Source organism: Anabaena sp. CCY 9910 (assembly GCF_963920875.1).
GTDB classification, from domain to species: domain Bacteria; phylum Cyanobacteriota; class Cyanobacteriia; order Cyanobacteriales; family Nostocaceae; genus Trichormus; species Trichormus variabilis.
In genome coordinates this window covers 17,628-31,982 of sequence record NZ_CAWUDJ010000035.1, presented here as the reverse complement: position 1 = coordinate 31,982, position 14,355 = coordinate 17,628, and the positions used below count along the sequence as shown (strand labels likewise).

Annotated in this window: 11 protein-coding genes; 8 read left to right on the top strand and 3 right to left on the bottom strand. The window is 40.4% G+C overall.

What is annotated here, in order from left to right; all coding sequences use genetic code 11:
* Positions 1–17 precede the first annotated feature (17 nt).
* Together ACM5QX_RS21780 and ACM5QX_RS21775 are read right to left on the bottom strand one after the other, a co-directional pair.
* Positions 18–296: a hypothetical protein gene (locus ACM5QX_RS21780; RefSeq protein ID WP_010999474.1), complete on the bottom strand. Its 279-nt coding sequence runs from the start codon at positions 294–296 to the stop codon at positions 18–20.
* A gap of 978 nt (positions 297–1,274) precedes the next feature.
* A complete protein-coding gene (locus ACM5QX_RS21775) occupies positions 1,275–2,618 on the bottom strand; it encodes a ParB N-terminal domain-containing protein (protein WP_414755456.1) in 1,344 nt (447 codons plus the stop codon).
* 939 nt (positions 2,619–3,557) lie between these two features.
* Here ACM5QX_RS21775 and ACM5QX_RS21770 point away from each other — a divergent pair.
* From ACM5QX_RS21770 to ACM5QX_RS21740, 7 genes are all read left to right on the top strand, one after another.
* Positions 3,558–4,760, top strand: a complete 1,203-nt coding sequence (locus tag ACM5QX_RS21770; RefSeq protein WP_011319355.1) for an ABC exporter membrane fusion protein — start codon at positions 3,558–3,560, stop codon at positions 4,758–4,760.
* Positions 4,761–4,835: 75 nt separating this feature from the next.
* The gene (gene devC, locus ACM5QX_RS21765; RefSeq protein ID WP_414755455.1) at positions 4,836–6,014 is read left to right on the top strand and encodes an ABC transporter permease DevC; all 1,179 of its coding nucleotides are present in this window, start codon (positions 4,836–4,838) and stop codon (positions 6,012–6,014) included.
* A 66-nt stretch (positions 6,015–6,080) separates the two neighbouring features.
* A complete protein-coding gene (locus ACM5QX_RS21760; RefSeq protein WP_414755454.1) occupies positions 6,081–7,082 on the top strand; it encodes an NAD-dependent epimerase/dehydratase family protein in 1,002 nt (333 codons plus the stop codon).
* A gap of 113 nt (positions 7,083–7,195) precedes the next feature.
* Positions 7,196–7,663 (top strand): DUF2141 domain-containing protein, encoded by a 468-nt coding sequence (locus ACM5QX_RS21755; RefSeq protein ID WP_414755453.1) that lies wholly within the window; start codon positions 7,196–7,198, stop codon positions 7,661–7,663.
* Between the two features lie 242 nt (positions 7,664–7,905).
* Entirely contained in the window at positions 7,906–9,165 is a 1,260-nt protein-coding gene (locus ACM5QX_RS21750; protein WP_414755481.1) for a glycosyltransferase, read from the top strand.
* A gap of 191 nt (positions 9,166–9,356) precedes the next feature.
* Complete coding sequence (locus ACM5QX_RS21745; RefSeq protein WP_414755452.1) at positions 9,357–10,586, top strand: glycosyltransferase; 1,230 nt, start codon at positions 9,357–9,359, stop codon at positions 10,584–10,586.
* Between the two features lie 87 nt (positions 10,587–10,673).
* Positions 10,674–11,939, top strand: a complete 1,266-nt coding sequence (locus ACM5QX_RS21740; RefSeq protein ID WP_414755451.1) for a glycosyltransferase — start codon at positions 10,674–10,676, stop codon at positions 11,937–11,939.
* A 213-nt stretch (positions 11,940–12,152) separates the two neighbouring features.
* On the opposite strand, the gene ACM5QX_RS21735 is transcribed toward ACM5QX_RS21740, so the two are convergent.
* Positions 12,153–13,382 carry a tetratricopeptide repeat protein gene (locus ACM5QX_RS21735; protein WP_414755450.1) on the bottom strand — a complete coding sequence of 410 codons (1,230 nt, stop codon included), beginning with the start codon at positions 13,380–13,382 and terminating at the stop codon, positions 12,153–12,155.
* A 334-nt stretch (positions 13,383–13,716) separates the two neighbouring features.
* Between ACM5QX_RS21735 and ACM5QX_RS21730 the strand changes: the two genes are divergently transcribed.
* On the top strand, positions 13,717–14,316 hold the full coding sequence (locus ACM5QX_RS21730) for a chromophore lyase CpcT/CpeT (protein WP_414755449.1): 600 nt from the start codon (positions 13,717–13,719) through the stop codon (positions 14,314–14,316).
* The last annotated feature ends 39 nt before the right edge of the window (positions 14,317–14,355 follow it).

The window sequence follows — 14,355 nt, the reverse complement described above, 5'->3', positions numbered from 1 at the left end:
CCTGAATCAGTAGAATGTTATCCAACGCTTGACTCTTGATATTGTGGTAATAGGTCAATCACGTTGTTGAAACTGGTAAAATAATCTTGGATAACGGTAGCTGCTTGACCAGTAAATTCTATCCATTCGTAATGGTAGAGATTTTGAGCAATTGTATCCCACTGGAACGATGGCAACTGAGGAGTAGCTATTAGGACAGAAACGCTTTTTTCTCCCAAACTAGTTTGATTTTCTAGCTTCACCGCAGCCACGTAGCTGGTATTAATGACAACGTTCTGTATCTTGATGAATGCCATAGCCAGTTTCAGCGTCCAGGATAATATATGTTATGGGATTTGACCCAGAAAATTTGACAAGTTAGTTACAGAAAGAACATCACCTTAACTCCGAATTCACACCATTATTTGAAAGACTAATCAAGCATATAAAAGGTGATGGTGATGCAGTAATTAGAAGGCAGGAAGTCGGTAACAGCAGGCAGAAGGGAAATAAAGTCTTGTAGCTTTTTCCATTGAGTAGTTATTTCTGCCATTCTCACCAGGTTTAGTTTTTACTGTTACAGATGCGATTAAATAACTAATTTGCCTTGCCACTTTTTAACGTTGAATTAATACAAACAATAGCACAGTTCATGGAAACTAAATCATTTGTTTAAATTATTTTTATAAAAAAACTAGTTGTTTGTTGATGAAATTTACAGTTTAGATATAGTAGAAAGGTATAACTAAGAACCCATAAATATAAACAGTTAAGTTGCTTGATCCAAGCTGTAAGGCTAACTACATCTTGATATACAGGGAATTTCAGTTATTTGTTACATCAGTAATCATTCTGGAAACTAATAAATTTAATGACTTAAATCTATAGATTAATTTTTCAGCATAACGACATAATTAAGCTGTCATTTTTGAGGGTTTTTTAATATAAATGACCCATGAACAAGCATGAGTATTTATCAAGCAAATATCGATTTTATTGATTGTGCATAATAAACATATAAAAGGCTTGTTAGGAATTACCTAAATTGCATCTACCTAAATTAGTATTTGGTAAACAAGCTACAGAATAAATTTTAATTCGTAATAGTCTGGGGCAATACTAACTTATACCAATTCAATTAATGATTGCAGCACATCCTTGGGTGTAGACGCGATGAATCACGGGATGTAGACGCGATGAATCGCGTCTCTACAAATGGTTTATTTATCACATTCTTTTTTTCAAATTGGTATTAATGCTTTTATGGTCATCTATTTTGGTGTATTGATGAGTGATTATGCTTTTTTAATTTTGGTTTCACTAGTAACTGATTTTATGGCTTTTTTACTAGTCCATTTTTGCCATCTGCCAATACCTCGACTAGTTAGTTCTGCATTACTGTCGCCAATAAAACAAATTCTTCCCATCCTCTCACAAGTAATCAAAATTTCACCATGTCCCATAAATGGAGCAATCACAAAATGATTAGGACTGGTGTACAAATTGATCAAATAGTTAACAATTCCTTCCACGCCCTCAATATTAATTGGCGTTTGCGGTTTAGCTATTACCTGATGAGAAAAAATTCCTACATAAAGATTGCCTAGTAATAATTCATATTGAAAGGGCATTTGACTACGCTTGTAAAATTCGTAAATATGTCCTTCCGAACGGATAACCGCCACAACTTTGGCTTCATCTACCAAGTAATTATGCTCCCATGTGGGTGAGAGAGTAGCGATCGCCAGCGCTGCATCTGAAGGTAATAAATTGCGGAATTCCCCCTTGGCTGTGTCGCCACAATATACTAAATGTCTGCCTAATATCCATTCATCACCAATTTGAGTCCTGGGTTCATCGGCGGTGACTGGTTCTGTTTGGCGTTGAGTTTTCTTCGCTGCTAACTTCGCTTCCTTTTGAGCGATCGCACTTTTATAAGCCAATAACTGCGCGGCTTTCTGCTTTACCTTTAACTCTTCAATTAACTTTGCTTGTCGTTCCGCTTCTTCTTGATCACCCTGAGTCTTGGCTAACTCCCAAGCCTGCTGTGCTTCCTCTGCCAAATTTCGCTCCTGTGTCCCCGCCCTCGCCACCTGTAACAAAGCTGTGGGACTATCCGCAATGGGTGTACCCTTAATTAACTCCTTGACTTCCGGATGAATACTTTTGGCAATTTGCTTACCATGCTGAAAGGTGCGTTCCGAGTAACCAGCCTCTTTCGCTAACTCTATTGTTCTTTTAGGTGGTGAAATGGTTTCACCACCTTTAAAAGTATGTTGATTATCCCCAACTTTCGCCCGCAGTCCCATACGTGCTAGAATTTGGTCACGTTCCAACCACAACTCTGAACGCTCCAAAGGTTCTAACTCATTGCGAATCAAATTCTCATCGATTTCGGCTAACCTGCCTTGGTCAGCATCATCGTAATTAACAATATTGCACTCAATGGCCTCTAACCCCAACAACTTACAAGCTGTCAGCCGGTGTAGTCCAGCAATCAAGGTAAGGCGTTGATCTACCGTGATAGGGTTTAATAGACCATTAGTCTTGATGGACTCCTTCAATTCATCAACTTTCTCACCCTTGACCGGACGGCGGTTGCGACCAATTTTAATTTGGTCTATGGGTACTGTAGGCATAGTTATACCAATTCAAAATTCAAAATTCAAAATTAAGGAAGCCAAGCTGAATTATGGTTTTGGAGTATATATCTGTCCCATTCTTTTCTCAAAGAGGTACTACTATTTTTTAGGGCAGTCAATTATCACACCAAGCAAATACGACTAAGATACATCTAATAAGTTTCATCAGTATCTAGAAATGATGATTTTCCCCCCAGAATCTATGAGAATGTCTTATACTACACAGCTAGGGCAAGAATAATGCGTCGATAATACAGTGGTCAATCAGCCAATGTCAGCGCCATTCTTGACGGTAGAGTTTTTTGCTAGATATTCACAGGCGATCGCTGATCAAAAGAGCATAAATACCTTCGTTGCGTCCTCTCGGTTCTCAGGACTTGAACGCTTTACTTTTAAATACAGGCCAGTCCATTCGCATTGACTTATACCAACTCTCTATGAAGTTGCGCCAAGTAAATGATGTAGAGACGTTGTATGCAACGTCTCTACAGTACAGAATAAAGTGCATCCTCATCAAGAAACGGTATTAGTACTCTGGCAAGTCAACTTTGTAAGGTTAATAACAGCAAAAAAACCTCCTTCGCCCCCTGCTTCCCCTAGCCGAGAAATTTTGGGTTGGTAAACTCTAGGGACTGGAATTTTCACTCAGCAAGGCCACTACATTAACAGCATTTTCAAGTCAGTCCCGATGAAAAAATTTCACAGTCATAGATAAAAGATATCCTTCCCCTACACCCCCATACCCTTACACCCCTACACCCTCTTTCCAGACAGCCACCAAACATGAAAAAGTTTTTCCCCTACACTCCTACACCCTGTTTTCAAAAAACCATTTAAGAAAAGAGTCTTTGGCGAATTGCCGATGAGTAGCAGTTTACCAATATAGCCATCTGGGCTACCTCCTAAATAATTACAATTAGAAAATGGAATGAAAATATGGCAGTAAATAAAGAACGCCAATTATTTATCAAACCCCAAGGTCGGTGGCGGTTGATTTTGGCAGCATCCCTCACCTTAGCGGCTGGGCTAATATCCCTCTATAGTTTGTCTTCCAATCGATTTTCCGCACCAGTAAAAACCCCTGTTGCCAATACTCCCAAAGCAGCACCAGTGAGAGTTGCTGTCACCGCTTTAGGACGCTTGCAACCACAAGGTCAAATCACTACTTTATCTGCGCCTAGTTCCACCAACGGTATCCGTGTAGATAGACTATTGGTGAAAGAAGGTGACGAAGTACAAGCAGGACAAGTATTGGCATATCTGGAAGATTATAGCCGTGCGACTTCAGCCCTAGAACAAGCTTTAGATAAACTGCAAATTGCCAAAATCAGACTTGCACAAGTAAAAGCAGGTGCTAAACCTGGAGACATTGACGCTCAAAAAGCAACTGTTGCTCGTTTAGAGTCGCAACTAAAAGGAGAAGTTGCTACCCAACAAGCAACAATCAATCGCATCAACGCTGAACTCAACAACGCCCAAACTGAAAACGATCGCTATCAAAAATTGTTCAAAGAAGGCGCTGTTTCTGCATCTGTATCCGACAGTAAAGCCTTACAACTCAAAACTGTTGAACAACAACTCACAGAAGCCAAAGCCTCTCTCAGTCGCTCTCAAAACACCCTGGCTGACCAAATCAAAGAAGCTAAAGCTAAACTCAGCAGCGTCAAAGAAGTACGGGCTGTAGATGTAGACTTAGCCCAGATGGAAGTGAGAAGCGCTGTTACAGCCGTCAAACAAGCCAAAGCTGATCAGGAGTTAACTTACATAAAAGCTCCCATCGATGGCAGAATTTTAAAAACTCATGCCAAAACAGGGGAAGTTATCCCCAGTAGTGGATTTGCTGATATTGGTAAGACATCGCAGATGTATGTAATTGCCGAAGTTTACCAAACTGACATTCAAAAAGTGCGTGTAGGTCAAAAAGCAACAATTACCAGCACAGCATTTTCTGGCAAACTCCAAGGAACTGTTAAAGAAATTGGTTGGCAAGTTGATAAACAAAGCATCTTCAGCCTCAACCCCAGATCAGATACCGACCGGAGAATCATTGAAGTTAAAGTCTCCATTGATAACCCCGCAGATAGCGAAAAGGTCGCACGTTTAACCAACCTACAAGTTGATGTATCAATTCAAATTTAATTGTCATTAGATTATGGACAACTGTACAGACGCGATTAATCGCGTCTCTGACAACTATCAATTGACACAATCAATATGAATTTTAAAATTCCTTTAGCATGGCTACAGCTAGTCCAACAGAAAATTCGTTTTCTTATAGCTGTAGCTGGCATTGCTTTTATTGTCTTACTGATGTTTGTGCAGCTTGGTTTCCAAGATGCGCTTTACTCCAGTGCTACCGCAGTACATCAAAATCTACGCGGTGACTTATTCTTAGTCAGTTCACAATATAAATCTTTGACAGCAAGTCAAAGTTTTTCTCGCACTCGATTGTATCAAGCTTTAGGGTTTGATGGGGTAGAATCAGTTAGCCCCATGTATTTGCAGTTTGCAAAATTAAAAAATCCGGAAACTGGAGAGAAATATTCAATCTATGTAATTGGTTTTGACCCTGGTCAGCCAGTGATGAATATTCCAGAAGTGGAAGAAAATTTAGACAAGCTCAAAATTCCTGATGTCATGCTTTTTGACAGAGATTCCCGGCCAGAATTTGGCCCAATCGCTGCCAATTTTAACAAAGGAGATACAGAGCAGACAATTGAAATTTTTCCCTTCGATGCGCCTATTGGCTATAAAGTCAGAGTAGGTGGACTATTCAGTTTAGGCCCTTCTTTTGGCGTTGATGGTAACTTAATTGTCAGCGATTCCACATTTCTCCGCATCAATCCTAATACCCGCCCCGCAGAAAAAATTGATATTGGTGCAATCACTCTTAAAGCAGGTGCTGATCAAGAGAAAATTGTTGCTAATTTAGAAGCTAATTTACCTAATGATGTGAGAGTTTTCACTCGTAAAGGCTTCATCGATTTTGAAAAACAATATTGGTCAGTTAGAACACCAATTGGTTTTATTTTGAACATAATGCTAACAATGGCTTCGGTTGTGGGTGTGGTGATTGTTTATCAAATTCTCTACAGTAATATTGCCACCCAATTTATTGCTTACGCCACCTTAAAAGCTATTGGTTACCCTAATATTTACCTCTTAAATGTGGTATTTCAACAGGCTTTAATTTTGGCATTATTAGCTTACATCCCAGGATTTTTATTTGCCGTAGGCTTATATGATTTTGCGATGACAGCTACTAAGTTACCAATTGTGATGACGGCAAATAATGCCCTCATCGTCTTTGTATCAGTAGTCTTAATGTGCATCACTTCTGGCGCATTGGCTATTAACAAACTTCGTTCTGCTGACCCGGCTGATATTTTTTAGGGAGTAGAGAGTAATTTCTCTCCTGGGTTGAGAATGGAAATTTTAGTAAAACAATAACTCTGGATTATGGATTTGCAAAATAAAACTCTGCTGATTACTGGGATTGATGAATTTATCGGTTTGCGTGCAGCTGAGTTGGCGATCGCGCAGGGAATGAAAGTGCGTGGACTGCAAACTTCCACTAATAAAGATAAAGCGCAGAAATTAGGTGCTGAGGTGATTGTTGGTAGGATAACTGATGAAGCGATCGCCCACAAGGCTTGTCAAGGAGTAGACATTGTTCTACATACAGAACAATTGACAGAAGAAGCAGGCCCCATCAAGAATTTTCGGGAAATTAACGTGGCTGGTGCAGTCAATATGGCTAAGGCTGCCAAAAATGCTGGTGTGAAGTGCTTTGTGCATCTTTCCAGCGTCATGGTTTATGGGTTTAATTATAGCGATCGCATCACTGAATCTGGGACACTCTCCGGTGATAACAATCCCTATTGTCAAACCAAAATCGAAGCTGAAACCGAACTTTTACCCCTCAATTCTCCACCCGATTTTGGCTTAATTATCATTCGCGCTGGCGATATTTACGGGCCGGGAAGTATTCCCTGGATAGTTAGACCAATATTGATGATGCGGCAAAAATTATTCGCCTATGCTAACGAAGGTCAAGGAGTTATCAATCATGTGTATATCGATAACTTAATTGATGCCATCTTTTTAGCAGTAGAAAAAGATGCCTATGGGGAAATATTTAATATCACCGATGGCGAAGAAACTTCTTGGAAAGAATACTTCATGCGCCTAGCGGCAATGGAAGGTGCATCTGCTCCTATGTCTATACCAAAGGATGAGATGAAGTTGTTTTTAAAACTGCGAAATCAGGGACAAAAACTATTTCGCAAAAAAGCCGATATTCTGCCAGAATCAGTGGACTTTATGACTCGTCCCTATGCCTATTCCATCACTAAAGCCCAAACAATATTAGACTATAAACCAAAAGTTGACCTAGAGAAAGGTTTAAGTCAAACAAAAATTTGGTTGCAAAATACCGACATTCAGAAGTTAGTTAAATAGTGGTCTGGATAGATTAAAAAATTGGCAGTCGTGAGCAAAATAATTCCCTGCTCATTTCTTTGACTGCATTTTCCTAGAATTAACCATCTCAAATAATCTGAGGAATAGCAATTATGTTGAGTATTTCACGTTTGCGCTACTTTTTATTAGCTGCTGTATTAAGTCTTGTTTCCTTAAAAACAGCGAACGCAGAAACTACAACTAAATTAACTGTTGTAGTCAACGGGATACGCCAACAAAAAGGCGCGATATGCTTCCGGGTGTACGCCAGTGAAAAAGGATTTCCCATGAGTGATACTAGCGAAATCCAAAGTGGTTGTACAAGAGTTACAGGTAAGACTGTAACCAAAAGTTTCTCTGGCTTGAAACCAGGTAAATATGCGGTGGCGATCGTCCATGATGAAAATGGCAATCGCAAGTTAGATACAGACTTTTTTGGTATTCCCAAAGAAGGTTTTGGAATTTCTAATAATCCCATAGTGTCTATCCAAACAGGAACACCAGCATTTAGCAAGTCAAGTTTTACAGTCACAAAAAGCACCAGCGTTAATATTTCCGTTAAATACTCACTTGATCCATAAGGAGTAGAGATTGGGGACTGGGGGGAAATAAATATTTAGGACTTACGCACTGAACCAAAAAAATCTTTTGAGGGTAGTCTATAGTCCACAATCCAAAAATCTTGATTTTGACTATTGACTATGGACTATTGACAAAAAAGCCAGAAAATTTAGTAACACTACGTAAGTCCTATTATTTACTCCTCACTCCCTATCTTGACCATTACACAAGCAAGACAAAATTTGCCGGAGACAAAGATGTGATGAAAGAGTTGGCAATTTTCTTGTCTAAGTCTTTGCTGGGGTGGTTAGTTATTCAGATGTGTCTTTCATTAGTATTTTTGCTGTATGTGCGGACATGGCGGTCTAAAAACATACCTGATGAGCAGTTACCAAAAGCGGCGGTAATTATTTGTTTACGAGGAGCCGACCCTTTTTTACCCAACTGCTTAGAAGCATTATTACAGCAAAATTACCCAAATTACGATTTAAAGGTAGTTGTTGATAGTCAGGATGACCCTGCTTGGAAGATTGCTAGTGATAGCATCGATAAATTAGCCGCAACCAACGCTCAAATCAACCATTTGCGAGTTATTCGCCACAACTGTAGTCTTAAGTGCAGTTCTCTAATTCAAGCTATTTCCGATTTGGATGATTCTTATCAAGTAGTTGCTTTAGCCGATGCAGATACAATCGTTCATCCTCATTGGTTGCGGGAATTAGTTAGCCCTCTGGGTGACCCCAAAATTGGGGCGACGACTGGTAATCGTTGGTATGTTCCTACTAACCGCTATTGGGGTTCTTTGGTACGTTACACCGGGAATATAGCTACTGTTGTGCAGATGTACCTATTTGGTATTCCCTGGGGTGGGACTCTAGCTGTGAAAACAGAGGTGTTGCGTCAAACAGGACTGCTGGAAAAGTGGGCGCAATCCTTTGGCGAGGATTTAATGATACCCAATGTGCTGAAAAAGCATGGTTTACGGGTTAAATTTGTGCCTTCTTTGATTATGGTCAATCGTGAAGAGTGCGATTTGTTGGGAATTATCGAATATCTCCAGCGCTTTCTGCTTTATTCTCGGCTTTATCATCCCCAGTGGCTAGCTATAGTTAGTGAAGCTGTTTCTAGCATTTTGTTCCCCACTTTAAGCATTATTGTGTTTCTGTTGTCTTTGGGTGATGCCCAATGGGATGTAGCAGGTTTATTGTTAAATTCCTACAGCATTTATACTCTGGGATTGCTGTTACTCATGCTGGTGATGGAGATAGGACTACAACCAGTAATTTGCGCTCAAGGTCTGCCAGGGACACAGTTATCAATTGCCAGGATGGGCAAAATGTTGCTGGCAATTCCCCTAACACAATGGGTATATGGGTTAGCAATGCTATCTTCTGTGTGGATATCAACTGTTAAATGGCGGGGCATTATTTATCGGATTCATAGCCATGACGATATCCGCCTAGTTGAGTATCATGCCTATGATTTTTTAGATCAACCTATTGATAGCAAAATGTCTCTGTGAAGAATAGCAATAGGGGTATAGGGGTATAGGGGTGCAGGGGTTTAGATGTTCAAAAACCTCACACCCTCACACCCTCACACCCCTATACCCTCACACCCTTACACCCTCACACCCTCACACCCTCACACCCTCACACCCCTATACCCTCACACCCTTACACCCTACTAAATTGTGTAGAGGTAATCAATAAAATGGACGAATTGGCGATATCAATATCTAAGTTATTGGTGATTTGGTTAGTTGTTCAGGTGGGCTTGGTACTAAGATTTTTGTGGTCTTTGAACTTACGCTCCCATAGCTTACCTGATGAGAAGTTGCCAAAAACGGCAGTATTGTTATATTTGCGGGGGGCAGATCCGTTATTACCTGATTGTTTGCGATCGCTCCTCCAGCAAAACTATCCACGCTATGATTTAAAGCTGATCGTCGATAGTGAACAAGACCCAGCTTGGCAAGTTGTCAACGAGACTATTAAAGAAATCGGGGCAAATAATTTTCAAATTAATTATTTGCGGACTATCAACCAAACTTGTAGTCTCAAATGCAGTTCCTTAGTGCAAGCTGTTTCAGAATTAGATGATTCTTATCAGGTAGTGGCTTTAGTAGATGCTGAGACTATCGTCCATCCCAATTGGTTACGAGAATTAGTTAGCCCTCTGACAAATTCGACGGTAGGAGTAACTACAGGTAATCATTGGTATGTACCTACAGGCGTGTATTGGGGGACTGTGGTTCGGTACATTGGCAATATCTCGGCGATCGTCCAGATGTACCTATACGGCATTCCTTGGGGTGGAAGTTTAGCTATAAAAACGGAAGTGCTGCGCCGAACAGGGTTGTTAGAGAGGTGGGAACATACCCTGAGTGAGGATACGATGCTATCTAGCGTCATGGCTAAATATAATCTTCAGGTGAAGTTTGTACCTTCTCTGATTATTGTCAATCCACAAGAGTGTGATTTACCAAATTTAAAATACTCGTTCCAGCGCCAACTACTTTTGTTCCGACTTTATCATCCTTGGTGGTGGGTGTTAGTAGGTGAAGCGGTTTTAACAATAGGGCTACCTCAACTTCTCTTGTTTGTGTGGTTTATCTCATTTTTTAGTGGGCAAGGAGATACAGCCATTTTTGCTTTGAGCTGGTATGTCATTTATATATTGGCATTAACTATGCTCATCCTGTTTTTAGAGTTGGGTATACAACCAATCATCCGTTCACAAGGTAAACCTGTAACTCAACTGTCAGCATCGCTCATCTTGAGAATAGTAATGGGAATACCACTTACACACTGGGTTTATGGCTGGGCAATGATCACCTCTCTACGGATGCAAACAGTTAATTGGTGTGGTGTCACCTATGAAGTTAACGGGCCTGTGAATATTCGCCTAGCTGATTATCGTCCTTATCAACCACTGAATTAACCCATAACTCCTGACTATTGACTAATAAACAATAGGGCGCTTGCAAATACCAAATTTCCCTAAGAAATACGAAAATTTACTAAAAATATGCAGAAATCAAAGCTTCGCATTGCGCTGTTTAGCGGATTGTATGCACCTTTTTTAACTGGAGTTTCAGTTGCGGTACACCAGAGGGTTCATTGGTTGTTAAAACAAGGTCATGAGGTATTACTTGTTCACCCCCAAATTAACGACAAGTTCCCCAAAAATGTGGGAAGCCGCCCAATGGCGGGACTAGATGAACTAAAACCTTTCCCCAATTTTTCTTCCTTTGCATTTCCCACACAGCCACTGATATTTTATAAGTCTCTTCCCCAACCTTTAAACTATCGCCATTGGAGTGATAGTAAATTACTTTCAGACTTCCAACCAGATATCATCGTAGTGGAAGAAGCAGCACAAATGCGGGGTTTATACTCAGGTTTGTTGCAGGGTTATGGTCGTCCTGTAGGTGTGAAATATGCTAAACGCACCCATACACCCATTATTTCCGTCTTCCACACAGACATTGTTGCCTATATCAAATATTACTTCGGTGATATTTTCTTTAGCTTGGTGCGCCCTCTGATTCCACTGTTAGTAAAACAGTTTAGTGACAATTATGACTTGAATGTGTTTCCTTCACGAGAACAACTCAAGAAATACCACAACTTAAAATGTCAGCGTAGCGAATATGTGCCTTATCAAGGAATTGATTGCGAGAAATTTCATCCCCGCAACATCATTCACAACCCAATTCCCAACGATAGTAGACCTACTCTATTATTTGTAGGACGCATCACCGCCGAGAAAAATGTCACCCAACTCATAGATATGTATCCTATGATTGCTGCCAAAATTCCTGATGTGCATTTGGTAATTATTGGTAGTGGGCCTTTAGATGAAGAAATCCGCAGACGCGTGCAAAAATTTCCTTCCGGTATTACCTTCTGGGGTGAGTCTCACGGTACAGAACTTTTAGGTTGGTTCGCCCGCGCCGATGTTTTTGTCAATCCTTCTGTAACAGAAAACTTCTGCACCACAACCAACGAAGCCTTAGCCTCTGGTACTCCCGTCGTTGCAGCGATCGCACCATCAACTTCAGAACAAGTTTTCCCTGGTCTGAATGGTCTTTTAGCAGAACCTAATAGTCCACAAGATTTTGCTCAAAAGATAATTACAATTTTGGAAAATCCTGAACTCAAATCTGCCTTGAGTGAACAAGCCCGTCCTTCCATACTGGGTTATGATTGGTCAGCTTGTATGGAAAAGTTTGAAAGCAAACTGTATGAATTAGTGCAATCTTCCGACAAGCAAGAAGTAACTTCTGTGTAATATTGAGTTCAGTTACTGACTGAAAATATGGTGAACTTGGTTGGTAATAGGTAATAGGTGAACATCTAATATAGGAATCCGATTTGATTATTGAACAAACATAAGTATGTGTAGGGTGGGCAATGCCCACCAAAACCCGGATAAGGTGAGCTACATATAATTCACAAATCAAATAGTAGTTCCATATAAGCCACCCATTACCAATTACCAATATTAAATACTGTTAATTTGCTGTGTAAAATAAGCTTCTTGATGTTTTAATTGTCTCGCCAGTTCTAAACCCTTTTGAAATGCGGCGAGGGCGGCTGAGGAGTCTTTACGCTCTAAGTATAATTTCCCTATTTGGTCGTAAGCCTCCATCAGACCGTAAAAATTGACGGCTCGTGTTTGTATTTCTAAAAGAATTTCGCTGGCTTGCAAAGCTTCATCTAGTTGTCCTTGAGAACGGTACAAAGAGATTAATTTCTGTACAGCTTCCGCCGCACTAGGATATTGTTGCAATTGCCACGCAGTTATATAAGCTTCTTGGTAGTTTTTAAAAGCTGCTTCTATTAAAGCAGGATTTTCTCGCGCTAAGATTTCATAATTAGCGGCGATCGCTAGCTGTAAAGTTGGCAACTGAGTAAAATTATTATTCTGGGAATAAATAGCTTTTATTTTGTTCAAAACATCAATAGATTTTTGTGCTTGCTTAGATTGTTGATAAATATAAGCTAGCTTTTGCAAGTATGTGAACTCCTGCTGATTTTGATTTTCTCCCCCAGAGGTAGCTAATCTAAGCAATTCCTCATAGGCGGTAGCAGCTTGGGGATAATCAAACCAATTAAGATTTAGTTCCCCTATTGTGGTGAGAGTATTTACTTGGGCAACTAAATCTTGTTTTTCTCGAACTGTGGCTAAAACTTCGTTGTAAACTGTAATGGCACTTTTTAGCGATCGCACTTTCTGATAGGCTTCGCCCAAAGCTTGTAGTAGTGGTAAGTCAACACTGTGCTGCACGTTTTTGTTTTGCGGTTGTGCCTGTTTTTGAATAGCTTGTAATCGTTGAGTAATGTATTGTAGCTCTTGGCGATCGTTTTGATTCCAAGCAATCTCACCAACCCGCGACAGCGCTTGTACCTCAGCGACAGCCCCTAAATAACGGCGTAAGCGTAGTTCACGGTTCCAAATTTCAAACGCCCCTAAATTATCCCCAGCTTGCAACTTTGCTGTTGCTTGTTGGTTTAACTCATCTAACGCCGCCTCCAACTTTTGTTGTTCTGCAACAGTTAACTGCTGTTTATCGCGCAAAGTGGGTACAAGGGGATCAGGTGTAGTAATTTCCAATGGACTAGGAGGAAAACTGTCTGCTTGTTGAGGATCGTTACTCCTGGCTAGAGTTACAGAATTGGTAAGTTGCCAAATAATCACAGTCGTAATGAAGAGACTTAAGCGCCTTAGCATAAGGATTTGACGATTTTGTGGGTATGAAGGTGAGTAACCGATAATGGGTAAGCTGTTACGCATTTAAATCGTATATTTCGCACTCAGGTTGTCAAAAGTCCAAAGTCCACAGTCCAAGCTAACCTTTAACTCTGGACTCTTAACTATGGACAGCCCTGACGCAAGAATATTTGATCTAAGTGCGTATCACCTTATGAGTTGCTGCCTAATAACTTTAACTGCAAATCCATTAGACGCATCAACCTGAAATAAATATCCCCAATTCCTAATCCCCAGTCTCCAATCCCCATTAAGCTTTAAAATACTCTCAGATATTTTTAAGAAATCTGATGTAATGACTCATTCTACAGACATAGCCACCTTAGCACGCTGGATGGCAGCCGACTTTAGTAATCAGGCACAAGCTTTTGAAAACCCCCCTTTTTACGCCCATATTCGTGTGTGTATGCGTCCCCTACCGTGGGAAGTATTATCTGGAGTAGGTCTTTTTGTGGAACAAGCTTATGATTATATGCTGAATGATCCCTATCGTTTGCGGGTACTCAAGCTGATAACTGTAGGCGATCGCATCCATATCGAAAATTATACAGTTAAGCAAGAAGAGAATTTTTACGGTGCATCCCGTGACCTTAATCGGTTGAAAACTTTAACTAGCGAATCTTTGGAAAAATTACCAGGCTGTAACATGATTGTTGAGTGGACTGGTAACAGCTTTAAAGGTACGGTAGAACCAGGAAAAGGTTGTATTGTTGTTCGTAAAGGTCAAAAGACCTACTTAGATAGCGAATTTGAAATTAACGAAGAGAAATTTATCAGTCTTGATAGAGGGCGAGATTTAGAAACCGATGCACACATCTGGGGTTCTGTTGCTGGGCCGTTCTACTTTGTACGTTTGCGGAATTTTGCCGATGAGGTCAAAATAAGTGCCGAGTGATATTAGCTGTAGTGGGATGTTGAGCAGCTTTCTCAGTTT